Annotated in this window: 27 protein-coding genes and 1 tRNA gene; 13 read left to right on the top strand and 15 right to left on the bottom strand. The window is 62.6% G+C overall.

Going from position 1 to position 24,958, the window contains the following annotated elements; translation table 11 throughout:
- Positions 1-103: 103 nt before the first annotated feature.
- The 3 genes from cmk to aroA are packed head-to-tail and all read right to left on the bottom strand — an operon-like array spanning position 104 to position 2,515.
- Positions 104-736: a (d)CMP kinase gene (cmk, locus tag V1279_RS36125; protein WP_334445612.1), complete on the bottom strand. Its 633-nt coding sequence runs from the start codon at positions 734-736 to the stop codon at positions 104-106.
- Positions 737-742: 6 nt separating this feature from the next.
- Positions 743-1,141 (bottom strand): hypothetical protein, encoded by a 399-nt coding sequence (locus V1279_RS36120; RefSeq protein WP_334445611.1) that lies wholly within the window; start codon positions 1,139-1,141, stop codon positions 743-745.
- Positions 1,142-1,177: 36 nt separating this feature from the next.
- A complete protein-coding gene (aroA, locus tag V1279_RS36115; protein WP_334445610.1) occupies positions 1,178-2,515 on the bottom strand; it encodes a 3-phosphoshikimate 1-carboxyvinyltransferase in 1,338 nt (445 codons plus the stop codon).
- 143 nt (positions 2,516-2,658) lie between these two features.
- Between aroA and V1279_RS36110 the strand changes: the two genes are divergently transcribed.
- From V1279_RS36110 to V1279_RS36100, 3 genes are all read left to right on the top strand, one after another.
- Positions 2,659-3,081: a TIGR02300 family protein gene (locus V1279_RS36110; RefSeq protein ID WP_334445609.1), complete on the top strand. Its 423-nt coding sequence runs from the start codon at positions 2,659-2,661 to the stop codon at positions 3,079-3,081.
- Positions 3,082-3,145: 64 nt separating this feature from the next.
- Positions 3,146-3,221 (top strand) — tRNA-Ala (locus V1279_RS36105).
- A 190-nt stretch (positions 3,222-3,411) separates the two neighbouring features.
- On the top strand, positions 3,412-3,648 hold the full coding sequence (locus tag V1279_RS36100) for a GIY-YIG nuclease family protein (RefSeq protein ID WP_334445607.1): 237 nt from the start codon (positions 3,412-3,414) through the stop codon (positions 3,646-3,648).
- A 96-nt stretch (positions 3,649-3,744) separates the two neighbouring features.
- Here V1279_RS36100 and V1279_RS36095 read toward each other — a convergent pair whose 3' ends face one another.
- Positions 3,745-4,203, bottom strand: coding sequence for a MarR family winged helix-turn-helix transcriptional regulator (locus tag V1279_RS36095; RefSeq protein WP_334445605.1), 459 nt, complete (start codon positions 4,201-4,203; stop codon positions 3,745-3,747).
- Positions 4,204-4,369: 166 nt separating this feature from the next.
- On the opposite strand from V1279_RS36095, the gene V1279_RS36090 reads away from it, so the two are divergent.
- The 8 genes from V1279_RS36090 (at position 4,370) to V1279_RS36055 (ending at position 11,526) form a co-directional block, all read left to right on the top strand.
- Entirely contained in the window at positions 4,370-4,795 is a 426-nt protein-coding gene (locus tag V1279_RS36090; protein ID WP_334445603.1) for an organic hydroperoxide resistance protein, read from the top strand.
- Between the two features lie 177 nt (positions 4,796-4,972).
- Entirely contained in the window at positions 4,973-6,175 is a 1,203-nt protein-coding gene (locus tag V1279_RS36085) for a CaiB/BaiF CoA transferase family protein (protein ID WP_334445601.1), read from the top strand.
- A gap of 191 nt (positions 6,176-6,366) precedes the next feature.
- Positions 6,367-7,680 carry a sn-glycerol-3-phosphate ABC transporter substrate-binding protein UgpB gene (ugpB, locus tag V1279_RS36080; RefSeq protein WP_334445599.1) on the top strand — a complete coding sequence of 438 codons (1,314 nt, stop codon included), beginning with the start codon at positions 6,367-6,369 and terminating at the stop codon, positions 7,678-7,680.
- Between the two features lie 79 nt (positions 7,681-7,759).
- On the top strand, positions 7,760-8,641 hold the full coding sequence (gene ugpA, locus V1279_RS36075) for a sn-glycerol-3-phosphate ABC transporter permease UgpA (RefSeq protein WP_334445597.1): 882 nt from the start codon (positions 7,760-7,762) through the stop codon (positions 8,639-8,641).
- On the top strand, positions 8,641-9,489 hold the full coding sequence (ugpE, locus tag V1279_RS36070) for a sn-glycerol-3-phosphate ABC transporter permease UgpE (RefSeq protein WP_334445595.1): 849 nt from the start codon (positions 8,641-8,643) through the stop codon (positions 9,487-9,489). The genes ugpA and ugpE overlap by 1 nt, the downstream gene beginning before the upstream one ends.
- A gap of 7 nt (positions 9,490-9,496) precedes the next feature.
- On the top strand, positions 9,497-10,588 hold the full coding sequence (locus V1279_RS36065) for a sn-glycerol-3-phosphate import ATP-binding protein UgpC (protein ID WP_334445593.1): 1,092 nt from the start codon (positions 9,497-9,499) through the stop codon (positions 10,586-10,588).
- Between the two features lie 196 nt (positions 10,589-10,784).
- On the top strand, positions 10,785-11,210 hold the full coding sequence (locus V1279_RS36060; RefSeq protein ID WP_027538067.1) for an Hsp20 family protein: 426 nt from the start codon (positions 10,785-10,787) through the stop codon (positions 11,208-11,210).
- 49 nt (positions 11,211-11,259) lie between these two features.
- Positions 11,260-11,526, top strand: a complete 267-nt coding sequence (locus V1279_RS36055) for a DUF1150 family protein (protein ID WP_057850486.1) — start codon at positions 11,260-11,262, stop codon at positions 11,524-11,526.
- 154 nt (positions 11,527-11,680) lie between these two features.
- Here the strand turns inward: V1279_RS36055 and V1279_RS36050 are convergent, their stop codons facing one another.
- The 8 genes from V1279_RS36050 to V1279_RS36015 form a co-directional block, all read right to left on the bottom strand.
- Positions 11,681-13,369 (bottom strand): methyl-accepting chemotaxis protein, encoded by a 1,689-nt coding sequence (locus tag V1279_RS36050; RefSeq protein WP_334445590.1) that lies wholly within the window; start codon positions 13,367-13,369, stop codon positions 11,681-11,683.
- A 117-nt stretch (positions 13,370-13,486) separates the two neighbouring features.
- Positions 13,487-13,948 carry a PTS IIA-like nitrogen regulatory protein PtsN gene (ptsN, locus tag V1279_RS36045; protein ID WP_212417171.1) on the bottom strand — a complete coding sequence of 154 codons (462 nt, stop codon included), beginning with the start codon at positions 13,946-13,948 and terminating at the stop codon, positions 13,487-13,489.
- A 235-nt stretch (positions 13,949-14,183) separates the two neighbouring features.
- Positions 14,184-14,786, bottom strand: a complete 603-nt coding sequence (hpf, locus tag V1279_RS36040; RefSeq protein WP_334445587.1) for a ribosome hibernation-promoting factor, HPF/YfiA family — start codon at positions 14,784-14,786, stop codon at positions 14,184-14,186.
- 130 nt (positions 14,787-14,916) lie between these two features.
- Positions 14,917-16,575 (bottom strand): RNA polymerase factor sigma-54, encoded by a 1,659-nt coding sequence (rpoN, locus tag V1279_RS36035; RefSeq protein WP_334445585.1) that lies wholly within the window; start codon positions 16,573-16,575, stop codon positions 14,917-14,919.
- A gap of 94 nt (positions 16,576-16,669) precedes the next feature.
- Entirely contained in the window at positions 16,670-17,677 is a 1,008-nt protein-coding gene (lptB, locus tag V1279_RS36030) for an LPS export ABC transporter ATP-binding protein (protein ID WP_334445583.1), read from the bottom strand.
- A gap of 195 nt (positions 17,678-17,872) precedes the next feature.
- Positions 17,873-18,556 carry an LptA/OstA family protein gene (locus V1279_RS36025; protein WP_442894860.1) on the bottom strand — a complete coding sequence of 228 codons (684 nt, stop codon included), beginning with the start codon at positions 18,554-18,556 and terminating at the stop codon, positions 17,873-17,875.
- 5 nt (positions 18,557-18,561) lie between these two features.
- On the bottom strand, positions 18,562-19,293 hold the full coding sequence (lptC, locus tag V1279_RS36020; protein WP_334445581.1) for an LPS export ABC transporter periplasmic protein LptC: 732 nt from the start codon (positions 19,291-19,293) through the stop codon (positions 18,562-18,564).
- Positions 19,294-19,559: 266 nt separating this feature from the next.
- Positions 19,560-20,174, bottom strand: a complete 615-nt coding sequence (locus V1279_RS36015) for a ribonuclease D (RefSeq protein ID WP_247782213.1) — start codon at positions 20,172-20,174, stop codon at positions 19,560-19,562.
- Between V1279_RS36015 and V1279_RS36010 the strand changes: the two genes are divergently transcribed.
- Positions 20,173-20,343 (top strand): hypothetical protein, encoded by a 171-nt coding sequence (locus tag V1279_RS36010; protein WP_334445577.1) that lies wholly within the window; start codon positions 20,173-20,175, stop codon positions 20,341-20,343. The two genes, V1279_RS36015 and V1279_RS36010, sit on opposite strands and share 2 nt — an antisense overlap.
- 30 nt (positions 20,344-20,373) lie before the next feature.
- Here the strand turns inward: V1279_RS36010 and V1279_RS36005 are convergent, their stop codons facing one another.
- The 3 genes from V1279_RS36005 to V1279_RS35995 all read right to left on the bottom strand — a co-directional run bounded on the left by V1279_RS36005 (position 20,374) and on the right by V1279_RS35995 (position 23,815).
- Positions 20,374-20,532 carry a hypothetical protein gene (locus V1279_RS36005; RefSeq protein ID WP_334445576.1) on the bottom strand — a complete coding sequence of 53 codons (159 nt, stop codon included), beginning with the start codon at positions 20,530-20,532 and terminating at the stop codon, positions 20,374-20,376.
- A 205-nt stretch (positions 20,533-20,737) separates the two neighbouring features.
- Positions 20,738-22,489, bottom strand: coding sequence for a GNAT family N-acetyltransferase (locus tag V1279_RS36000; RefSeq protein WP_334445575.1), 1,752 nt, complete (start codon positions 22,487-22,489; stop codon positions 20,738-20,740).
- 108 nt (positions 22,490-22,597) lie between these two features.
- A complete protein-coding gene (locus V1279_RS35995) occupies positions 22,598-23,815 on the bottom strand; it encodes a DUF2332 domain-containing protein (protein WP_334445574.1) in 1,218 nt (405 codons plus the stop codon).
- Positions 23,816-23,837: 22 nt separating this feature from the next.
- On the opposite strand from V1279_RS35995, the gene V1279_RS35990 reads away from it, so the two are divergent.
- Positions 23,838-24,731, top strand: coding sequence for an alpha/beta hydrolase family protein (locus tag V1279_RS35990; RefSeq protein ID WP_334445573.1), 894 nt, complete (start codon positions 23,838-23,840; stop codon positions 24,729-24,731).
- Positions 24,732-24,958: the final 227 nt, after the last annotated feature.

Raw genomic sequence — 24,958 nt, 5'->3', positions numbered from 1 at the left:
GGCGGCCCGGATGGGCGTGGATATAGCCCCAAGGGCCATTTTCGGCAAGCCGGAAATGCCCGATTTCAGGGCCGTTTTGCCAAAAACGGGGCTGCAAACCGGCTCATGCCCGCTTGGCGCGGACGGCTTCCACGATGGCGATGGCAGCCTGAACGCCGCCTTCGATGTCGAGATTGGAATTATCGAGGATATGGGCGTCCGCCGCCGCCTTGAGGGGCGCGGCGGCGCGGTTCTTGTCCCGTTCATCACGCTTGAGGATGTCGGCCAGCACCGCCGCCTCGTCGGCGGCTTCGCCACGCGCCAGCGCTTCCAGCGTCCGGCGACGGGCGCGCACATGCGGGTCGGCTACGACAAAGATTTTCACATCGGCGTTCGGGCAGATCACGGTTCCGATGTCGCGCCCGTCGAGCACGGCGCCCGGCGGATCGGCCGCGAACTGGCGCTGAAAATTGACCAGCGCCTCGCGCACGCTTGGAATCGCCGACACGACCGAAGCCGCATCGCCGATGCGCTGCGTCTTCAACTCGGGATGTCCGAACTTTTCGGGATCGAGCTCCATGGCAACCGCCACCGCCCGCGCCTCGTCGGTGAGATCGTAGCCCTCATCCAGCAGCGCCTTCGCCACAGCGCGATAGATGACGCCGGTGTCAAGGTGGCGATAGCCGTAATGGTGGGCGAGACGTTTGCCGAGCGTGCCCTTGCCGGAAGCCGCCGGCCCGTCGATGGCGATGATCATGATACCCTATTGCTTGGGGCCGCGCGCGCGACGCAGCGGCCGTTCTTCGGTGAAAATGTTGCGGGAAGCAAACTCTGCGGGGCTGCTGAAGGTCAGGAATTCGCGCATGGCGTCCGATGGGGCGGCCGCCGTAAACCAGGGATGATCCAGACGGCGTGCGGGATCGCAAACCCAGTGTGGAACGCGCCCCAACCGGCGCTGCTTTGCCAGATATTCGGCGATTGCGCCCACGAGGGCGTCAAGCCGGCTATCACCTGTCAATTTCGGCTCACGCTCAATCGACGCGTAGCGATCCCCGTCGGTTTTCGCCAAATCAAAAGTGTCTACAAACTGCGCGAGCATCGCATCCTGCGGCTCACCGCTCTGGATCCTCTCGACGGCCTCAGCAAGCGTTTGTGGGCGCATTGAAGTTCTCACTTTGCTCAATGTAACCCGTTCGCCTCATGAAAACTCAGCTCCGAGCGAGCGCATCATCGGGATGAAATCCGGAAAGCTGGTGGCGATGAAGGCGGTGTCGTCGACCTTGACCGGCTTGTCGGCGGCCAGTCCCATCACCAGCGCGGACATCGCGATGCGGTGATCCATGTGGGTGGCGACGAGGCCGCCACCGGGCACGTGGCCCCTGCCCTCGACGATCAAATCGTCGCTTGCGACCTCGACCCTGACGCCGTTGACGCGCAGCATGGCGGCGGTCGCCTCGAGCCGGTCGGATTCCTTGACGCGCAATTCCTGCAGGCCGCGCAGGATGGTGGTGCCTTCGGCAAAGGAGGCAGCGACCGCGAGCACCAGATATTCGTCGATCATCGAGGGCGCGCGCTCCGGCGGCACCTCGACGCCGCGCAGTTTCGATGCGCGCACGCGCAAGGTCGCCATCGGTTCGCCGGCATCGCCGCGGAGTTCGCTCTCCTCGATGGAGGCGCCCATCTCGCGCAGCGTCGTGAACAGGCCGGTCCGCAGCGGATTGGTCATGACGTCGGCGAAGATCACGTCGGAGCCTTCGACGACCAGCGCCGCCACGATCGGGAATGCGGCCGAGGACGGATCGGCAGGCACCACGACGTCGGCGCCATGCAGTTCGCCCTGGCCCGTCAGCGTGATCTTGCGGCCGTGGCTGCCTTCACGAACCGAGGCGATCTCGGCGCCGAAATGTTTCAGCATCAGCTCGGTGTGATCGCGGCTTGCTTCCTGCTCGATGACCGTGGTGATACCAGGCGCGGCAAGTCCCGCCAGCAGCACCGCCGACTTGATCTGGGCCGAGGCCACCGGGGTGCGGTAGAGGATCGGCACGGGATCGCGGGCACCGTGCAGCGTCAGCGGCAGGCGGCCGCCTTCCTTGGTCTCACCGGCTTTGGCACCCATCAATTCCAAGGGATCAAGGATCCGGCGCATCGGGCGGGACCGCAGCGAGGCGTCGCCGTCGAACACGGCGGTGATCGGGCACCCCGCCACCGCCCCCATCACCAGCCGGCAGCCGGTGCCGGAATTACCGAAATCGAGTGGGGAAGCCGGCTGGGCAAAGCCCGCCACGCCCACACCGTCGACCTGCCACGCAAAGGGCCCGGTCCGCTCGACCCTGGCGCCCAGCGCCTGCATGGATTTGGCGGTATTGAGCACATCTTCGCCCTCGAGCAGGCCGGAAATCCTGGTTTCGCCGACCGAAAGCGCCCCCAGGATGAGGGCGCGGTGCGAAATCGACTTGTCGCCGGGAACGCGGACTTTGCCGCTCAAAGGGCCGCTTGCGCGGGATTCCAGCGGGGTTTGGGTGGTTGAATGGCTCAAGATTGGGGTCCTCTGCGGGGGCGGCAGTACCACATGGGCCACACGGCGTCACGCGGCCGTCAAATGCGACAAACTGCTATTGACACCAGCCCCTTAACTAGCCAAGTGAAGCACCGTTTTTCAGAAATTCCCAGGATCCACACGTGGCCAAGTCCGATCTCGGAACTAAACGCATTTGCCCGACGACGGGTAAGAAATTCTACGACCTGAACAAGAGCCCGGTGATTTCGCCCTACACCGGCGAGGTGGTCCCGATTGCGCCGGTTGCGCCGCCGCGGGCCGCCCGTGGCGATGCCGCACGCGCTGCCGCTGCCGCTTCGGCCACCGCCGCTGCCGAACCGGAGGCCGCCGAGGCCGAAGAGTTGGTCTCGCTCGAGGAGGCCGACGCCGAGGAAAATACCGGCAAGGTCAAGGCCGTGGTTCCCGAATCGGAAGACGACATCGAGATCGACGAGACCATCGAGGGCGATGACGACGACGATTCCACCTTCATCCCCGACGAGGAAGAGGGCGATGAGGACGTCACCGACATCATCGGTGATGTCGGAGGCGACGAAGAGACTTGAGATCGGCCCAGAACTGTGGTTCAGGGTCATGCCCGCACGCTGATTTGAGGCGCTGCGATTCTACGGGGCCATAGCTCAGCTGGGAGAGCGCTTGCATGGCATGCAAGAGGTCGGCGGTTCGATCCCGCCTGGCTCCACCAGCCTTCGCTCGCTTCGCGAGCTACGGCTGGGCAAGCCACGCCGCGCTCCATCGTAGCGAAGCAAGCGAAGGCTGCCGCGGCGTAGCCCGAAGGGCGAAGCCGGGCTCTATCCGACCATCCCCTTTTGCCTGCCTCCAAGCGCGATATCCTGCGAACACGTCGACGGCGCGCGCCGACAGCAGGGTGGCCCATGAAATATGTCTACATTCTCGAAAGTCTCGATTCCCAGCACTTCTATGTCGGCATCACAGACGACTTGCGCGCCCGACTGGCAAAGCACAATGCCGGCGAAGTCCCGCACACTTCGAAGTACGGGCCATGGCGGATCAAGACTTACGTCGCGTTTAGCGATGAGGCCCAGGCGGTCGCGTTCGAAAAATACCTGAAGTCCGCCTCCGGCCGCGCCTTCGCCAAAAAACGCCTCTAGCAGCTGCCCCAGCCTTCGCTGGCTTCGCCAGCTTCAGTTCGGCAAACCCTTTCCTAGAGAAGGCTGCCGGGGCGTAGCCCGTAGGGCGAAGCCGGGCTACTCCCCCAACACCGCATTCAACCGATCGCGTAGCGCGACGATCTCGTTCTTCATCGCTACGAGTTCGCCGACCGAGCAAGCTGAGGCCGCGAGAATCGATTGCGGCACAGCCCGGGCCTTTTCCCGCAGCGCCTCGCCCTTTGGCGTTAGCGCGATCAGCACCTGGCGCTCGTCCTCAGTGCTACGCGTGCGCCTGACGAGTTCGGCCGTCTCCAGCCGCTTGAGCAGTGGGGTCAGCGTGCCGGAATCCAGCAGCAGCCGCTCGCCGATGTCCTTGACCGGCACGCCGTCGCGCTCCCACAGCACCAGCATCACCAGATATTGCGGATAGGTCAGGCTGAGTTTGTCGAGCAGCGGCTTGTAGACGCGGTTGAACGCATGCGCGGTGGAATACACCGCAAAGCAGAGCTGATTATCGAGCCTGAGCGGCAGGTCGGCCGCGTGTTTCCTGGCCATCACAACCTCGTCAACGGACAGCGCCCCTGCCCCCGATCCGGAACCGTAAGCGCTTGATTTCAATTGTATACGATTAGATCGCGGACCTCGCAATAATTTATATTGTGCACAATCAAATCGTGTGCAATATAAATCCCATCGAAACGGCAAACCCAGGGAGAACCACATGTCCGTGAACGTGCTCTACAAGACTAGCGCCAAGGCCACCGGCGGCCGTGACGGCACCGCCGCCACCCTCGACGGCGCGCTCGACGTCAAGCTCGCGACCCCGAAGGAGCTCGGCGGCGGCGGTGGCGCCGGCAACAATCCCGAGCAGCTGTTTGCGGCCGGCTATGCCGCCTGCTTCATCGGCGCGATGAAGTTCGTCGCCTCGCAAGGCGGCCCGAAGGTGCCCGCGGACGCCTCCGTGACCTCCACCGTCGGCATCGGCCCGCGTTCCGCCGGCGGCTTTGGCCTTGATGTCGAACTCGCCGTCTCGCTGCCCGGCGTTCCCAAGGCGGAAGCCGAAGCCCTGGTGGCGAAGGCGCATCAGGTGTGCCCGTATTCCAACGCCACCCGCGGCAACATCGATGTCCGCCTGACCGTCGTCTGACGACGAGATTCGAACGGCCCGCTCGCGAACGCCGGCCGACCGTTCGCCCACAGAATTTGCCGAAAGCTTTGCTACGGCGGCGGCGTCATGCGCCTGTGCGCGAGACGCCATTGCCGCCGCGCCTGAAGACCGCTAGCTCAAGACTTCGATTTTCTCCTTGAGCGAAGGTTCTTATCCATGAGTTCTGTAGCCGCTCCGGGCGCAATGACCGGCCTGCGCGTGATCGATCTCACGCGCGTGCTCGGCGGCCCCTATTGCACGCAAATTCTCGCCGACCACGGCGCCGACGTCATCAAGGTCGAACCGCCGGCCGGCGACGAGCGCGACTGGGGCCCTCCGTTCCACGAGGAAGACGCGGCCTATTTCGTCGGCATCAATCGCAACAAGCGCTCGATCGGGCTCGACCTCGCCGCCGAAGGCGGGCGCGCCGTGCTGATGAAGATGCTGGAGACCGCCGACGTCCTGATCGAGAATTTCAAGCCGGGCACGCTCGACAAATGGGGCATCGGCAACGACGTGCTGCGCGCCAAATTCCCAAAGCTGGTGCATTGCCGGATTTCCGGCTTCGGCGCCGACGGCCCGCGCGGCGGCAATCCCGGCTATGACGCCATCATCCAGGCCATGACCGGCATGATCGCGGCAACGGGCTCGCCGGAAAGCGGCCCGATGCGGATCGGCGTTCCCCTGGTCGACATCACCACCGGGCTTTATGCGGCGATCGGCATTCTGATGGCGCTGTCGGAGCGGCAGCGCTCGGGCCTCGGCCAGTTTCTCGAAACCACACTGTATGAAACCGGCCTTGCGATCATGCATCCGCACACCGCTAATTATTTCATGCACGGCAAGCCGCCGGGGCTGACCGGCAACGAGCACCCGAACCTTGTGCCGTACGCGATCTTCCCGACCAAAACCGACAATATTTTCATCGGCGTCGGCAATGACGGCACCTTCCGCAAGCTCGCCAAGGAAATCGGCAAGCCCGAACTCGGCACCGACCCGCGCTTTGCCCGCAACAAGGACCGCATCGCCAACCGCGACGCGTTGCGTGCCGAGCTTGCCGCCGTGTTCAGCCAGCACGAGGCCGAACCGCTCTGCGATCGCCTGCTGGGAGCCGGCCTGCCGGCGGGTCCGGTGCAGAAGATCGACCAGGCGCTGACCAACCCGCATACGCTGCATCGCGGCGATATCATTACCAAGGATTGGTACAAGGGCGTCGCCTCCCCGATCCGGCTCGAGCGCACCAAGCCCAGCCTGCGCCGCACGCCGCCGAAATTCAGCCAGCACACAGCCGAGGTGCTGGGCGAGTTCGGCTTCTCGGAGGGCGAGATCGAAGCACTGGTCGCCAAGGGCGCGGTCTGCGGCTCCGAGCGCAAGCGCTAGCTACTGGTCGCCCCTGCGAAAGTTCGCAGGGGCGACGGCGCTGATTGAGCTCACTGGCCTTCGCCTATTTTCCCGCTTCCCTCGGCGCACGCTTTCCCCCTACCATCCTTTCGCTTATACGGTCATTTGCACGTCATCCGGCGCTGTTATCGCGCGAAACGAAGATGACGACCCCAACCCGGAGGAATTCCATGGTACTTCGACAATTCGGCGCAGCGGCGGCAGTCACTGCTGCGCTGGCGCTCGCAACGCCTGCTTACGCTGCGACCGAGATCCAGTGGTGGCACGCCATGACCGGCGGCAACAACGACATCGTCAACAAGCTCGCCGAAGAATTCAACGCCAGCCAGTCCGACTACAAGGTCGTCCCGACCTTCAAGGGCAGCTATCCCGACACCATGAATGCCGGCATTGCCGCCTTCCGCGCCGGCACCGCGCCGCACATCATTCAGGTGTTCGAGGTCGGCACCGCCACGATGATGAGCGCCACCGGCGCCATCAAGCCGGTTTACCAGCTGATGAAGGATGCCGGCGAACCGTTCGACCCCAAGGCCTATCTGCCGGCCATCACCGGCTACTACTCGACCTCGAAGGGCGACATGCTGTCATTCCCCTTCAATTCCTCGTCGACGGTGATGTGGATCAATAAGGACGAATTGAAGAAGGCCGGCATCGCCGAGATTCCGAAGACCTGGCCGGAAGTGTTCGACGCCGCCAAGAAGCTGAAGGCGGCCGGGCACACGACCTGCGGATTCTCCAACGCCTGGGCGAGCTGGGTGCATATCGAGCAGTTTTCGGCCTGGCATAACGTGCCGATCGGCACCAAGGCGAATGGCCTCGACGGTTTCGACACCGTATTGACATTCAACTCGCCGCTGCATGTGAAGCATCTGGAGAACCTGATCGAGCTTCAGAAGGACAAGACCTATGACTATGCCGGCCGCGCCAACGCCAGCGAGAACCGCTTTGCTTCGGGCGAATGCGCGATCTTCCTGACTTCCTCGGGTTACTACGCGACAGCCAAGAGCACCGCCAAGTTCGACTTCACCTCGGCGCCGATGCCCTACTATCCCGACGTCAAGGGCGCGCCGCAGAACTCGATCATCGGCGGCGCCTCGCTGTGGGTGATGGGCGGCAAGAAGCCCGAAGAATACAAGGGCGTCGCCAAGTTCTTCACCTTCCTGTCCGCGACCGACCGCCAGGCCGATCTGCACCAGAAGTCCGGCTACCTGCCGATCACCAAGGCCGCCTATGAAAAGACGGTCAAGGACGGCTTCTACGAGAAGAACCCGACGCTGCAGACGCCGCTGAAGGAACTGACCAACAAGGAGCCGACCGAAAACTCCCGCGGCCTGCGCTTCGGCAACATGGTGCAGATGCGCGACCTCTGGGCCGAAGAACTGGAAGGAGCCCTTGCCGGCAAGAAGACCGCCAAGGAAGCGCTGGATGCCGCGGTCGCGCGCGGCAATGCGATGTTGCGGACATTCGAAAAGACGGCAAAATAACGCCAACCAAAATAACACCGACCAGGGCTCCCTCTCCGTCCCGGGGAGGGAGCCTCTCTCGCATCACACAGCGGCTTGAATGGAAAAGTCTGTCGTCTTCAGCAACAAGCTGCTTCCATACCTGCTGCTGATTCCGCAGCTCATCATCACATTCGTATTCTTCTACTGGCCGGCGAGCCAGGCGGTCTGGCAATCCTTCCTGCGCGAGGATGCGTTCGGGCTGACCTCGGAATTTGTCGGGCTGGAAAATTACCAGTCGCTGTTCGCCCAGCCTGAATATTACGCGTCGATGCTGACGACGATAATTTTCTCCTCGCTGGTCGCGGCGCTCTCGCTTTCCATCGCGCTGCTGTTTGCGACCCAGGCCGACAAGAATCTCAAAGCCGCCGGCGCCTACAAGACCCTGATGATCTGGCCCTATGCGGTGGCGCCCGCGGTCGCCGGCGTGTTGTGGATCTTCATGTTTCATCCCTCGCTCGGCACGCTAGCGCGGCCGCTGCGCTGGATGAATTTCGACTGGAATCCGCTGCTGAACGGCAACCACGCCATGGCCCTCGTGGTGATGGCCGCGGTGTGGAAGCAGATCTCCTACAATTTCCTGTTCTTCCTGGCGGGCCTGCAGTCGATCCCCAAGAGCGTGCTGGAAGCCAGCGCGATTGACGGTGCGGGTCCGCTGCGCCGGTTCTGGACCATTACCTTTCCGCTGCTGTCGCCGACCACGTTCTTCCTCCTGGTTGTCAATGTCGTCTACGTCTTCTTCGACACCTTCGGCATCATCGACGCGGTCACCGGCGGCGGCCCGGCCGGCGCGACCACCACCATGGTCTACAAGGTGTTTGCCGACGGGCGGCTCGGCGGCGATCTCGGCGGCTCGGCCGCGCAATCGGTGGTGCTGATGGTGATCGTGATCGCGCTGACCGCGATCCAGTTCAAATACGTCGAGCGCAAGGTGCAGTACTGATGGTCGAGCACCGCCCGCTCAGCGACATCATCGCCTATGCGATCCTCACGCTCGGCGTCTTCATCGTCGCCTTTCCGGTTTATCTGGCGCTGATTGCCTCCACCCACGACGCCGCCACCGTGGTCGGCGGCAGAATGCCGCTGTCGCCCGGCGACCAAATGCTGGAAAATTACTACCGCGCGGTATTCGTCGGCGGCGCCCGCACCAGCCGCGAGCCGGTCGCGCAGATGCTGATTAACTCGTTCATCTCCGCTTTCGGCATTGCGCTCGGCAAAATCTTCATTTCGATGCTGTCCGCCTATGCGGTGGTGTACTTCCGCTTTCCGTTCCGCAAGACCGCGTTCTGGATCATCTTCGTCACGCTGATGCTCCCCGTAGAGGTCCGCATCTATCCGACCTACAAGGTGGTGGCCGACCTCAAGATGCTCGACACCTATGCCGGACTGATCCTTCCGTTGATTGCGTCCGCCACGGGAACGCTGCTGTTCCGGCAGTTCTTCATGACCATCCCTGAGGAATTGCTGGAGGCGTCGCGGATCGACGGCGCAGGCCCGTTCCGGTTCTTCTGGGATACGCTGCTGCCGCTGTCGGTGACGACGATCGCAGCCCTGTTCGTGATCCAGTTCATCTATGGCTGGAATCAATATTTGTGGCCGCTTCTGATCACCACGCAGGATTCGATGCAAACCATCGTCATCGGCATCAAGAAGATGCTGTATACGACCGACGAACTCGCCGAATGGCAACTCGCGATGGCGACCGCGATCCTCGCGATGCTGCCGCCGGTCGCGGTCGTCGTGTTCATGCAGCGGCTGTTCGTGCGCGGCCTGGTCGAGACGGAGAAGTAGGGTAGTCATGGCCAACGTCACCCTTCGTAACGTCAGAAAAACCTATGCCGGTGGCTTCGAAGCCATCAAGGGCATCGATTTCGATGTCGGAGACGGCCAGTTCTGCGTGCTGGTCGGCCCGTCCGGCTGCGGCAAATCCACGCTGTTGCGCATGGTCGCAGGGCTGGAGACCATCACGGGCGGCGAGATCGACATCGGCGGCCGCGTCGTTAACCAGATCGAGCCGGCCGACCGCGATATCGCGATGGTGTTCCAGAACTACGCGCTCTACCCGCATATGAGCGTCTACAACAACATGGCCTACGGCCTGCGCAACCGCGGCATGGCCGAACCCGAGATCAAGACCCGCGTGGAGGAAGCCGCGCGGATTCTCGAACTCGGCGCGATGCTCGAGCGCAAGCCGCGGCAATTGTCAGGCGGCCAGCGCCAGCGCGTGGCGATGGGACGCGCGATCGTGCGGCAGCCGAAGGTGTTTCTGTTCGACGAACCCTTGTCGAACCTCGACGCCAAGCTGCGCATCGCCATGCGCGTCGAAATCCGCAAACTGCAGCGCCGCCTCTCCACGACCTCGATCTACGTCACCCACGACCAGCTTGAGGCGATGACGCTGGCCGATATTCTCGTGGTCATGAACGGCGGCCAGGTCGAGCAGATCGGCAATCCGCTCGACATCTACCAGAAGCCCGCGACCACCTTCGTCGCCTCCTTCATCGGCGCGCCGCCGATGAATCTGATGCCGCTGCGCTCAGACGAGATCAAATCGCAATTGGCCGGCGATATCCGCATCACCGAGGCCGGCATTCTCGGCATTCGCCCTGAGGATTTCGTCATCACGAACGAAACGGTTTCCGGCGGCGTGGCGCTTGGCCTCACGGTGGAAGCGATCGAGCGGGTCGGCGCCGAAACCTTCGTCTACGGTACGAGGCAGCAGGAAATCCAGGGCGTCGCCGCCACCCCCGGCGAGCTGCCGCCGGGCGAGGTGATCGTGCGGATTCCCGGCGCCATCGGTCCCGCCATCGGCGAGCGAATCAGGGCGGTGGCCGCCAGCGACAAGCTGCATTTGTTTACCGCCGACGGCCGCAAGCGCGTGGGTTCCTGACCCTTATTCCGGGGATGCGAAACCAGCTCCAACTGACGTGAAAAACCCCGCCGCGGCCGATTTACACAGCTTTCAGAGGCGCTTGAACCGTTCCCAAATCACCCCCATATTCCCTGGTGACCGGACGGCAAGTCGGCCGGCCGGTTGAATGGGGCGCCGCAAGGGCCCCTCAAAGTCGCTTCGAGAGGACTTTGTAATGTCTCGTGTTCCTTCGTTATCCAGTCCGTTCCTGCTTGGGTTCGACGAAATCGAGCGTGCGCTTGATCGCGTCGTCAAAGGCGCCGACGGTTATCCTCCCTACAACATCGAGCGGTGTGACCGTGCCAACGGCCAGCCCGAGCGTTTACGCATCACGCTTGCGGTGGCGGGTTTTACCCGTGACCAACTCGATGTGACCATTGAGGAAAACCAGCTCGTGATCCGGGGCCGCCAGCAGGACGACAAGGCCCGGCAATACATCCATCGCGGCATCGCCGCGCGCCACTTCCAGCGCACCTTCGTGCTGGCGGAGGGGATGCACGTGCTGGGCGCGGATCTGAAAAACGGGCTGTTGTCGATCGACCTCGCCAGGCCGGAGCCTGAAAGGGTCGTTAAGACAATTGCTATCAATGAGCACGAATAATGGAACAAGTAGCGGACTCGACCGCTTAGACCCAGAAGGAGTCGAGACCATGAGTGACGTGAGTGTGACCTTCGAACCCGAAAAAGTTTCCGTTGAGGCGCTGGCCCATCTTGGTGAAGGCCATATCGCCTACGTGAAACAAGTCCGTTCCGAGGATGTGCCGGGACTGTTTCCGCAGGCGCCGAAAATCGCGCCCGGACTGAAACTGTTCGCGCTGCATGCCGCCGACGGCACCCCGATCATGCTGACCGACAGCCGCGAAGCTGCGATCGCCAACGCATGGAGCAACGAGCTTCAGGCCGTCAGCGTGCACTGACGCGGCCTTCCGCAGTCACTGACGCAGCGCTTGCTGCTGTCACTGACGAAGCTTCGCCGGTGTCGCTGGTCTGATGCCGGGCGAATGTGATAAGAGGGTTTCGGATACGCGGGCGTCGCCCGCGTATCGTCCTTCATAATAATTTTTGATCAGCTCACGCCGCGCGCACGGTCGAGAGGAATTTCTCCACCTCACCTTTGAGATGATTGCTCTGTCCCAGCAGGGACTGGGCCAGCCCGTGCACATGCGTCGATGCCGCGCCGGTATCGGTCGCGCCGCGGTTGACATCGGTGATGCTGCCCGCGACCTGCGTGGCTCCCTGCGCCGCCTGCTGCACGTTGCGCGAGATTTCCTGCGTCGCGGCGCCCTGCTCTTCCACGGCTGCCGCGATCGCCTGCGAGATTTCCGCGATGCGGCCGATCGTGCCGCCGATTTCCTGAATGGCAGATACCGACTGATTGGTCGCCGATTGCATCTGCCCGATCTGCTCGCTGATTTCCTCGGTCGCCTTCGCAGTCTGCGCGGCAAGCGCCTTGACTTCGGATGCGACGACGGCAAATCCCCGTCCCGCCTCGCCGGCGCGCGCCGCTTCGATCGTGGCGTTCAGCGCCAGGAGGTTGGTCTGCTCGGCCACCGCGCTGATCATTTTGACCACTTCGCCGATCCGGCTGGCGGACTGGGCGAGATCGGCGATCCGCGCATTGGTCTGCTCGACCTGACTCACCGCCTCACGCGAGATCTTGTGCGAATCCTGGACCTGGCGGCCGATCTCCGACACCGATGAAGCCATCTGGTCCGCCGCCGCAGCCGCGGACTGCGCGTTGGCCGAGGACTGCTCCGAGGCGGCGGCGACCGTCGCCGAGAGCACCTGGGTCACTTCGGCGGTCTTGGTCAGTTGTCCGGCCGATGATTCGAGTTCGGACGAGGCGGTCGATACGGTCTGGATGATTTTTCCGATCGCGGAATCAAAGCCGTCCGCCATCTGCTGCATCGCGGCCTTGCGGTCGCCTTCCGCCTTCAGCTTCAGGCCGGCCTGCTCCTGTTCCATCGACTGAACGCGCAGCGCGTTATCCTTGAAGACCTGGACCGCGCGCGCCATGGCGCCCACTTCATCGCCGCGGCTGAGCGCCGGGACCGAGACGTTGAGGTCGCCGCCGGCAAGGCCCTTCATCACCTCGGTCATTTCCGCGATGGGACGAATGACGCCGAATGCCACGCCGAAAATGCCTGCGCCGATGACGAGAAACACTGCGGCCGAAACGCCCCACAATAGCAACGTGAACGTGCTGACGCGCCCCGTCGCCGCGACTTCCGTCGCTGCGTTCTGGTCGTTGGTTTGCTTGACGATGTCGTCGATGATGGCGCGGTGCGCGGTATAACGTGCGGTGATTTCAGCGTAGGATTTCGCGGCGGCTGCGCCGTCGCCCCTGGCGAGCGCGGGCAACAGACCTTGCTGGATCGCGGTCCAGAAGCGGCGTACCTCGCTATCGGATTTCTCCACCAGCTTGGTCTTGAGCGTCGGGTCGAGGTCGGACTTGACCCAGAAATCGTGCCGCTCGTCATATTCCTTCTTGAGCTGCGCAATCCGGTCGCGATGCGCCGAAAGCTGCGCCGGATCGTGCAGCACGAGGGTGGCCTCGAGATAGGCTTCGATGACGTATTCCGGCGGTGGCAGGATGTCGGCGATCAGGTCGTTGCCGAGCTTGATCTGGTTGTACAGCGGGCCGCCGACCTTGAGCTGCGACAGCCCATAAACACTGGTGGCAATCACGGCACCGAGACCCAATGCGGTAACCAATCCAAAAATCAATATTGCGCGCGAAATTGTCAGCCGCAGCGTCATGGCAATGTTCTCCGGGTGAGAAAAAAATCCCAGCGAACGAAATAGCTGCCAATTAGTTTAAAATTGCGTTTATCCGGTGCACTACCGACCGTAGAAACCCTGTTCCGCCTAAAGAAACTAGGCCGCGCTTGCCGGCGGCAGGGCGAGCACCGAATAGATCGCCTGGGCATCGCGCGAGGCGCGCAGCTTCTTGGCGACGTCCTGGTCACGCAGCAACCGCGCGATTCGCGCCAGCGCCTTCAGATGATCGGCGCCTGCGCCTTCCGGGGCCAGCAGCAGGAAGATCAGGTCGACCGGCTGGCCGTCCATTGCCTCAAAATCGATCGGGCGTTCGAGGCGCGCAAAGAACCCGAACAGCTTTTCAAGTTTCGGCAGCTTGCCGTGCGGAATGGCGACGCCGTAGCCGACAGCGGTAGTACCCAATTTCTCGCGCTGCAACAGCACCTCGAACACCGAGCGCTCGTTCTGGCCGGTCAGCGCAGCAGCGCGGGCCGCAAGCTCCTGCAGCGCCTGTTTCTTGCTGATGACCTTCAAAGCCGGGAGAATCGCCTCGGGTGCGACCAGATCGGTAATCGTCATTGGGCGTTCCGAGGTGAATTGAACCGTCTGGTTGCGAAGTAGGTTCTAGAACTAGGGCGTCAAGAAGATGGGGCGGGAGGCGGGCTCAAGCACGGGTCCCGATCTGGGGGGCTTCTACTCCAACGCATGCGCGGTGCCAACTCCCGAAGGGCCAGTTCCTGCGCTCTATGCATAAGGGCGGCGGACCATAGGGAGGGCAAATGGGGGCGTCAATGCCATCGGACATATATCTATCTCAGGGGGTAACCGAGGGGGGATCGACCCAGCCGACATTGCCGTCGGTACGGCGGTAAATGATGTTCACCCGGCCGCTGGAGCCGTGTTGGAACACAATGCAGGCAGCCCCGGTCAGATCCAGTTCCATGACCGCCTCGCTGACCGACAGCCGCTTCAGCGACGTGGTCGCCTCGGCAATGATGACCGGGCTATAGGACGTGACCTCCTCGTCGCCCTCCGCCAGCGCCTCGATCACATAGCTCGGCGCATCGAGCGACGGCCCGCCCATCTCCGCCAGCGCCGCGGAAGCCGCATAGGCCTTGCGGGCCGAGCGGTCCTTCAGCCGGCTCTTGTAGCGGCGCAGACGCTTTTCGATCATCAGCAGCGCCTGATCGGCGCTGGCATAGGCATCGGTGGCGTTGGAATCGGCCTCCAGCGTAATCCCGGAATCCAGATGCAGCGCGCAATCGGTACGGAAGCCGAAGCCGTCCTTGCTCAGCGTGATGTGGCCGGAATAATTGCCGTCGAAATATTTTCTCAAGACCTCATCGGTGCGCTCGCTGACGCGCGAACGAAGGGCGTCGCCGACACTGATGCTTTTTCCGGAGATTCGGAGGGTCATTGGATGCCTCGCTGATGCCTCGACTACTCTGGTGTTGCCGGAGCATGATCCTTTCGGGAAACCGGAGCCGCTTTTTCCGGATCACGCTCTGTCGGGGAACCGACACTATCCCGATTTGACGCGAACGCAATCAGGCCGGAGCCGTATCGCGGGACCGGTCGGAGGAAGTGGCGGGAGCGGAAAGTGCGTTACCGAGCATACTCTGTTTATCGCGGCGGCGCTGGACCGAGGAAGGAATGCGCATCGCTTCGCGGTATTTCGCGACCGTGCGGCGGGCAATATCAATGCCGGATTCGCGCAATCGTTCCACGATGGTATCGTCGGAGAGGATCGCGCTCGCCGCTTCCGCATCGATCAGTTGCTTGATGTGGTGGCGGACCGCCTCCGCCGAATGCGCCTCGCCGCCGTCGGCCGACGCAATCGAGGCGGTAAAGAAATATTTCAGCTCGAAGCTGCCGCGATTGGTCGCCATATATTTGTTGGCGGTGACGCGTGACACCGTCGATTCGTGCATCTGGATCGCATCCGCCACCGCCTTCAGATTCAGCGGCCGCAGATGCGCAACGCCATACGTGAAGAAACCGTCCTGCTGGCGGACGATTTCGGTGGCGACCTTCAGGATGGTGCGGGCGCGTTGATCGAGCGCGCGGACCAGCCAGGTCGCGTTCTGCAGACAGTCGCTGAAATAGGATTTGTCGCCGTCCTTGCGGATCGTCTTCGAAAGCTGCGTGTAATAGACCTGATTGACCAGCACGCGCGGCAAGGTGTCGCTGTTGAGTTCGACATGCCAGCCGCCATCCGGGCCGGGCCGCACATAGACGTCGGGCACCATGGTCTGCGTGCGCGCCGAACCGAACTTGAGGCCGGGCTTCGGATCGAGCCGGCGGATCTCGCCGATCATGTCGGTGATGTCTTCGTCGTCGACGCCGCACAATTTGCGCAACGAGGCTATATCGCGTCTCGCGAGCAGATCGAGATTTTCCACCAGCGCCTGCATGGCGGGGTCGTAGCGGTTGAGTTCGCGGAGCTGGTTTGCGAGGCACTCGCTCAAATTCCGCGCACAGACGCCGGGCGGATCGAATTTCTGCAGCACTGACAGCACCGCATCGACATCCCCTTGCGAGGCGCCCAGCCGTTCGGCGGCCTGCCCAAGATCCGGCGGCAGGTAGCCGGCATCGTCGACGAGATCGATCAGATATTGTCCGATCATCCGCTGCGCCGGCCCGCTGAACGCCACCGCGAGCTGCTCGGCAAGGTGGCCGCCGAGCGTCACCTCGGCGGCGACGAAGGCCTCCAGATTGTAATCGTCGTCGTTGGAGGCGCCGCCGCCCCATTCGGTGTAGGCGGTCGGCGCCGCATCCTGCGCCACGCGGGCGGCGGCTTCGGCGGGTTCTTCGGAAAAGACGTTGTCGAGCGGGGTGTCCAGCGTCTGCTCGATCTCGGAACGGGTGCCGAGATCGCGGTTCAGCCAGTCCTCCTGACCGGGCTCGAAGGCGTCGCTTCCTGGGCTGGTGCCCATATCGGAGGCGTCGCCGCCGCCTTCCTCGCCATAGCTGCCGGAATCGGCCGAATCGGAGAACTCGGCACGTTCGGCGGCCGGCTCGCCGGCCACCGGGGCTTCGGGACCGTCGCTGGCACGCTCCAGCAGCGGATTGCGCTCCAGCTCCTCCTCGACGAAAGCCGACAGGTCGAGATTCGACAGTTGCAGCAGCTTGATCGCCTGCATCAATTGCGGCGTCATCACCAGCGACTGCGACTGGCGGAACTCTAATCTCTGCGTCAGCGCCATGAGGCCAAGAACCGATCCACTGAAAAGTTGGTCCGATTCTTGCTTATATTAGTCCAGAGCCCTTGTACACGCCTTGACGCGCGCGAAAAAAGGGCTAGAGGCGGAATTCCTCGCCAAGGTAAAGGCGGCGTACATCCGGATCGTTGACGATTTCTTCCGGACTGCCCTCGGTCAGGATCTGCCCGGCATAGACGATATAGGCGCGGTCGGTCAGGCCGAGTGTTTCGCGCACATTATGGTCGGTGATCAGGACGCCGATGCCGCGGTTGGTCAGGTGGCGGACGAGGTCCTGAATGTCGCCCACCGCGATCGGATCGATGCCGGCAAAGGGTTCGTCGAGCAGCATGTAGTTCGGACGCGTCGCCAGCGCGCGCGCGATTTCGACGCGGCGGCGCTCGCCGCCGGATAGCGCGATCGAGGGTGATTTGCGCAAGCGCGTAATGTTGAATTCATCGAGCAGCGAGTTGAGCTCGGCCTCGCGCTTCTTGCGGCTGGGCTCGACGACCTCGAGCACGGCGCGAATATTCTGTTCCACGGTGAGGCCGCGAAAGATCGAGGCTTCCTGCGGCAGATAGCCGATGCCGAGCCGCGCGCGCTGATACATCGGCAGCTTGGTCACGTCGTGGCCGTCGAGTTCGATGGCGCCGCGATCGGCCTTGATCAGTCCGGTGATCATGTAGAACACCGTGGTCTTGCCGGCGCCGTTCGGGCCGAGCAGGCCGACCGCCTCGCCGCGGCGGACATAGATGCTGACGCCGCGCACCACCTGACGGGTGCCGAAGCTCTTTTCCACGCTGTGCACCGCGAGGAAGCCGGGCCGCTTGATCAGGCGCGGCGCTTCGCCGCCATTGGCCTTGGGGCGGGCTTGCGCACGGGGACGCGGCCTCTCCTCGCGCGGCGGGTCTACATCGGGCTGCGGCTGCGGCAAATCCAGCCCGGACAAAGAAGCGGAGCGCGCCCTCGGCGGCGCATCGCGCACCGGGCTTGTCAGCATGTCGCCGAAGGAATCGCCGAGCGCGGTGATGTCGTCGCGCGAACGCGCAAACCCAGGGGCGCCGCGTTTCGCGGGGCGTCGACGGAACATGCCGAATAAATCCACCATCCCGCTTCGCTTACGCCTTTCACGGTGATTCCGTGATGCGTCCGCCGGCGAATCGCTTCGCTAGCGAACCATGAATGAATGGATGTCCCCTGCCCAGCGAAACACCCCGCCGTGCGCCCTGCCCAGTAGATACAGGCTCGCGCCACCGGCTTCAACCGCACGAGCCCCAAATAATCTTTAAGTCGCTGATCTATATTATTTTTTGCCGGGGATCAGCGACGGTATCTGTACCGGAGCCGGCGCCGACTTCGACCCGCCCGATCCCGACCCGCAATCCTGGCCCTGTAGGAACATGCCCTGGACCTTGCCGCTGTCGGATTCGACCCGTGACACGCCGGTGGTCATGTCGACCTTGAGGCGGTCGCCGCGGAGCACGTTCTTGCACTGGGTCAGCACAACCCCACCCACCATGGTGATGAGGTTGGCTCGCGTGTCGAAGATCGCAGTCTCGCCCGTCACGACCTGGTCCTTTTGCGTGACCACGACCGAGCCCTTGGCTTCCAGCCGGCGGATCGACGAACTGCCGCCGGGCCCCGGCGTCGCGGACTGCATCGGCGCGGATTTCGATCCCTTCGGCGCGGCGGGTGCAGGCGTCGCCGGCGCCGGGCCGGAATCGTAGAACACCACCAGCGACTTCGAGGTCATGGTGGTGTCGCCCTGCACGACCTTCACGTTTCCGGAGAAGGTCGCTTCCTTCTTCTTGTCGCGCATTTCGAGCGACGCCGCCTCGATCTGAATCGGTTGATCGCGGTTTTGCGAAAAGCCCTGCATCGCATTGGGTACGCCCGACATGGCGCCCTGGGCATGGGCGTCGCCGGACGCGACCAGCGCGAGCGCAAGCGCTGCGGCCGCAAAACTGCGCGAGAAGAACTGCATCATGAAGATCATTTCGTGTTGGCGGACTTGCCGGTGACGGACCGCGTCCTCGGTAGTGGCGCTGGTTCAGGCTCGGGCTCAGGCGCCGGAGGGCTTTCCATGACCAGGTTCATCACGACATTGCCTTCGAAGCGCACCACTTCGCCGCTGTTGATGATCCTGAGCCGGTCGGCGGTGAGCGTCCCGTTCAGCAATTTGACGTCGACATGCTCGTCCGACGTCACCGTTCCCTTGTTGATGTCGACATAGGCCTGCGAGAGCCTCGCTTCATAACCGGTGGAGGATTGCAGGAAGATGTCTTTGCGCAGGTCCAGCATCTGCTGCTTGCTGTCGAAGAATCCCGTGCGCGCATCCATCGTCACCGTGCTCTTGTCCTCCATCATGACCTTGGCCCGCAGCGTTCTGAGCTCGACGTGATCGGGGTCGGCCAGATCCTGGATCGCGGCCTTGGCCCACAATTCGTATGGACGCTGGTCGGTCGAGAAGCCGGCAAGGTGCGGCGTTTCCATGGTGATCTTGGTGCCTGACACCACGAGATTGCTCATGTCGACGGGCAGCTTTGCCAGTCCCGTGATGCGGAACGGGTTGAAGACCGAGATCGCGACGATAACAGCCATGGCCAGCAGCACGGCCGCCGGGACCGCGACGCGCAGCGCCCGCACCATCCGGCTGTGGCGGGCCGCCGCGGCAAAGCGGGCCTCCAGGCCGGTGGAATAGGCTGGGCTCTGTATCGAGTTCACCGCGGCTCCAAGGGGCGACGCCAGGATAGCGTCACTCTACCCGCAATCGCGGGATTATGCAGCCCGGACACTCGCGATGAGTGTGACCGAAACGGGGCGGAAGCGGATTATTTAACCGTGTCCGGACGCGGTGCAGCCTAGGCGATGCGAAGCATCGTCCGGCCTCACGCTGCTCCGCAGAGCCGGGACCCAGCGCTCGACGCGTGGAAACATGGCCCCGACTCAGCAGCGCATCACTGCGTGCTGCGCTGCGTCCGGGGCACGCATCACGAATGCGCGAAGATGTCCTCGGCCTCCCAGCCGCCGAGATCGAGCTTTGCCCGGGTCGGCAGGAAGTCGAAACAGGCCTGCGCCAGCGCCGTGCGGCCCTCGCGCGCCAGCATGGCATCGAGCCGCTCGCGCAGGGCATGCAAATGCAGCACGTCGGAAGCGGCATAGGCGAGCTGCGCCTCGCTGAGGCTCGCTGAGCCCCAGTCGCTCGACTGCTGCTGCTTCGACAGGTCGATGTTTAGGACTTCGCGCACGAGGTCTTTCAGGCCGTGCCGGTCGGTATAGGTGCGCGTCAGCCGCGAGGCGATCTTGGTGCAATAGACCGGCTGCGGCATCACGCCGAAGGTGTTGTAAAGCGCGGCCAGATCGAACCGTGCGAAGTGAAAGATCTTCGTGATGGCAGGATTGGCCAGCAGCGCCTTCAGGTTCGGCGCGTCGGTGTGGCCCTTGGGGATCTGGATGACATCGGCGCTGCCGTCGCCGTTCGACATCTGCACCACGCAGAGCCGGTCGCGATGCGGGTTGAGCCCCATGGTTTCGGTATCGATCGCCACCGAATCCTTGTAGCGGGACAAATCGGGCAGATCGCCGCGATGCAGGCGGATGGTCATGAAGGAAGGCCTCGTGTCTCAGGTCGATTCGACGGAAACACTAGCGCCCGAAGCCGCGGGAGGCGAGCGGCTGGGCATGGCTTATAGGGCGGGAAATGGCGGCTTCGTGGCGATTTTATTCGCTTATCCAGCGCTCGGCTGCTTTGCGCGCCGTCGGATGTTGCCGTGACGCCGCCGGTTGCGACCGGCTTCGAGACGTTCAGGCCGTCTTCTCTTCGGGTGATTTCGGCGGCTGAAGCTCCGGGCTGTTGGCCCAGCGGTCGAGATTCTCGATGACGTCCGCATGGCTCGGCCGGCGCGGGGGCGGCGGCTTCTGCTCTTCGGACAGCTTGCGCGGTAGTTTGATGTTTTCGGTCATGGGTATGCTCCACGGCCAGATTATACACCCGGGTAGACCCGCAAATCAACCATTAACTTATTGTTTTTGTTATTGTATTTATCAAATTGACGCATGAATCTCGCTTGACGGAACCGCCACCAAGGACAAGCGTCGAGTAGGACTACTCAATGATCTCAACTTGGGTGTTTCGATGTCCGACATGCGCGGTGAGCCACTGCAGGTGTCATCCGGGAAGTCTGCTCGCTTCAGAGGCCCTGACGATATTATCCCGTTGCGTGATGGCGAGATCATAGTCGGGCCTGAGCTTGATGGCCGAGTTGAAGCTGGCGAGCGCTTCCTCCCGTCGGTTCAGGTACATCAGGGCAAGGCCGCGATTATAGTGAGCCGCAGCAATATTGGGCTGAAGGCCAATGGCCCGGCCAATCTGCCGCTCTGCCGATTCAAATTTGCGCTGCTGCAGGAAAACCACGCCCAGCAGATATGCAGCTTCGACGTGGTTCGGATCTGCCTTCAGGATTGCGCGATACGCATTCTCCGCCTCGGACGTTTGCCCGCGTTGATGAAATCCTTTGGCCTCGATCAGACCGGCAGGCACTCTGCGCTGCTGCTCGGCCTCAAGCTCTTTCAGCAGCCGCCGCGCATCGGCGTGGCCCGGATCGACCTCCAGAATCTGACGGCAAGCCTGAGCAGCTTCGGCAAGTTTGCCCTCCCGCCGCAGTTCTAGAGCACGCTTCGCCGCGGCGGTCTCTACCTGCCGCAGGAGAGCCTCGGCCTCGGCGTTATCAGGCGCTGCCGCGAGGACCTGCTTGCACCCTGTTGCAGCGAGATCGAACCTGCCCTCCGACAGCAACCTCCGCGTCCAGGAAAGCGCGGCTGGCAAGGATCGCCGATCGAGTCGCCCGCCCAGATTGGTTCCATTCTTCGTGAGAACGCGCACTCCCTCGACCAACCGCTCCTCGGAGCCGAAACTGTACTTGTAGGAGAAGTCCCCAGTACCGAGGTCGTAAGTTCTGAAGCCGTTCTCGATTGCCCACCGAATGCTGAAGGCATGCAAAACGAAGCCGGGCGGCGGCTTTCTCACTGAGGTGTCGCGACCGACCAGGAAGCAGACAAGCGAGCGCTTTTCCCGGTCTATGAAGGCGACATGCACGCCAATGGGAGCATCGCCCTGCCAGAGAACGGGGACAAAAAGCCGGCCGGCCTGAAAGCAAGGGGGCAGCATATCCCGGCAGTTGGCGAGCATGGAGCGAGCGTACGCTGGCGACCTGGCTTCCCACTGAGCGGTCCAGAAACGGACGAACGCATTGAGAGCGTGCTCTATGGTCGAGGGATCGGCGACGGTGATCCGGAAATCGTCAGCCGTGTCCGTTTTGCGCAAGAAGTAGCGCACATCCCGTCGCGTCCTGGGGCCCAGCCGGCTGTCGAGGTATGCTTCCCAGCTGTCCGGGAGGTCGACGTAAATATAAACGTCGTGATCTATGTCTTCTCCGAGGGACGTGACGTGCCTACGCCTGACGATCTTCTCGGCAACGAAGCCATCAGTTGCAAATGCATCAAGAAATAGCTTTCGTCGACGCTCCGATGCAAACAGATCATCGAGATGCAGCTGGGTCCAATTCAACGTTTCTTGTATTCGGCTGGCAAAAGCAGGCAGTGCCTCTGCCTCGTTCTCCGGTAGGCAGAGAAACCCCGTGTACACGGCGAAATAGGAGGCGCCCATGCGAATGGTGTTGTACAAGCCTCTCTTTTTGTCGAGCTCGGTTCGCAGCTGCAGCGGCAGAAAGGCCACGAAGGGACCGTCCTCGCCCTTCCTGGCCGCCAGCACCACCCAGGGAAAGCGAGCCTGCTGCAGCCAGTTCGATATCCAGATCCAACTCAGAAAGAACTGCCCTTCAGGGTCAGCGCCATATACGCGCTCCCAGTCGTCCTTGAGCCGCGACAGGTCTTCGCGACGTTCGATGACATCGACTTGCATAGGTGCTCGTTCCAGAGACACTTGTTGCACACGGGACCCACCATACCGGGGCCGGCTTACCTTGGCGCCGCCGTATCCCGCCCGCGCGCTGTCCTATCGCCGCCCGAGTTAACCCTTCCACTCCATCGAAAGTCCGTGAGGGTCGCAAACGGCTAGCGTTTTTACCTGACGCTCACCCTTGAAGTACCTGCTGACCTTCAGAGGGTTGAATGTTTCGGTCGGGTTGGGATGCGCGACTTCGCCTTCCACCGTTACGCGCCAGACAGGCGCTGTCTTGCTCGCCTCAAACAATATCTCGTGGATACGCTTGTGGTGCTCGCCGGAGAGTTGATAGGCCATTACCGTGTGATACACGCACCGCTCGTGGCCGGACGGAATCTCTGCGAGAGCCGCGGCCAAATTCGACACGGCGTCACCACCCCTGACGGGCGGCGGGTGTAGGGCGGCGACCTTCAGCGCACCATCCAGTTTTGCAAGTCGATCAAGGCGCTCGGGCCAAACAAGTGCCTTGAGCCAACGCTGCTCGTTCGGATCGCTGACATCGGTTGGATACAGTTCGAGACCAATTCGTGATCCAATGGGAGGCGGCAGCTCTCCCAATTGGGGAACGCCCGATCCCTCCAGGACGCAGGAGAGGATAAAGGGGGCATCGGTCCACCGCTCGAGCTTAGCGGCACCCTGCTCGTCCGTGTATCGATAGCCGTAACGATCGAAATTCAGATTGAGGCCGGCGCTGGATCCGATCTCCACGATACCAAGCGGGGCGCCGGTCCCCCGCGCGAGGAAGTCGAATGCCGGTAGCAGCAGTGCGCTGCGGCCAACCTCGTTGGTGTTGGTGGCACGCCGCGAGATTATGTCCACGATTTCCGCTTCGTGGGCCGCGCAGAAAGCGGCGAAGCGCCCAAACGCCCTATCGTCGGCCGGCCGTGTGCCACCAAGGCTCGGATAGTAATCCTTGAGGGGATCATCGATACCGCCAAGCAGGAGATATTGTACCGCGCCGAAAATGAGATTGGCCGACGGTTGACCTCTCCTGCGTCCCGCCGTCAGGCGCTGAAGCGCCGGACTGTCCGCGATCCCAAGCGATAGCGCTTCATAGAGAGGCGATCCGCCCCGACGAGATTCGTTGGCAAAAAACCGGTAATAGTGAGCGTTTGTCTCAAACACCACCACAGCACGAATCCCGCAAACTACAAAAATGCCTTGGCAATCGCTCGCAGTATTGGTTTTTTTGTAGAGCTTGCCGCGTGTCCGGTCAAGGAAGCAGGTGAGGCGGGTTCTTTCAAAGGCGAATTTGTCTCTGACCGACGGACGAAGTGAAGTCATGGATCGAGCCTCAGGATATACTATGACCGAGGGCGTGCTGCGCGACGAAAATCGCGACCGCACAGTGCCTTACCGGATTTATGCCCCTGCTCCTGTCGAACGGGCCTGCCCGGTAATTGTCGTCTCGCACGGAGTCGGCGGATCGCGCGAGTCGATGCCCTACCTTGGGCGACGCCTGGCCGAAAGCGGATACGTGGCGCTGCACTTGCAGCATCCGGGCACGGACAGCTCAGTCTGGGAAGGCATGACTTCCCTCTCCGAGGTCTACCGCGCGCTTCGGGAAGCCATGTGGAATGCCGAGGCGGCGCGGCTGCGGGTTCAAGATGTACCTTTCGCGCTGGACGAGATCGCACGCATGAACCGCGAAGGCCCACTGGCCGGGCGTCTTGATCTGACCCGGATCGGAATGGCCGGGCACTCTTATGGCGGCGTTTCAACGATGGTTGCCGCAGGTCAAAGGATGGGGCCGGGGGGACGGTGGTCGTTCAGGGAGCCCAGAATCAAGGCTGGCTTGGTGATGAGCCCGAACGTGCCCATTCAGGGAGGCGACCTGGTTTCGCTTTATCGCGATATCGAGATCCCGCTTTTTCACATCACCGGCACGGCGGACGGCAACGCCGTGCCCGGCAACAAGGAGTTCGATCCCATACAAAGAACCGTTCCTTACGAAACCCTGACGATCTCGCATCAGTACCTGCTGGTGCTTGATGGCGCCGGCCATAACGCATTTTCGGGCCTGGAGCACGGACCACACGCGCATGGTCCTGAGAGGCTGACCCGTTACACGCGCGTGGTGGAGGAGGGAGCAGTGTTGTTTTTCGACGCTTATCTGAAGGGCAAGGAGGAGGCCCTGGCGGCCCTGCGCGGAGAGTTTCGGTCCAAGCTGGAGTCAGCTGATCGATTTGAGTGGAAGTAGCACCCGGCGAAGGGTGCGGCCCGCGCTTTATACGCGGAACCGGCGGCCTGTCGCTCCGTCCGCGGGCCTCGAGGCCGAGAGTATGCGGATGTGATGTGATGCCGCAGTAACCGCTATGGCACTTCAGCGGAGGATGGCGCGAGGCATCTATCGGTGGTAACCTGTTTTTATTGGAGAGGGGCAATTGGCTGCAAACGGCTATTACCTGAGCCGATGCCCCCGGAATG

Source organism: Bradyrhizobium sp. AZCC 1610 (assembly GCF_036924515.1).
GTDB lineage: Bacteria > Pseudomonadota > Alphaproteobacteria > Rhizobiales > Xanthobacteraceae > Bradyrhizobium.
Note: the sequence above shows the minus strand (reverse complement) of the source record. Positions and strands in the feature narration are given on the sequence as shown.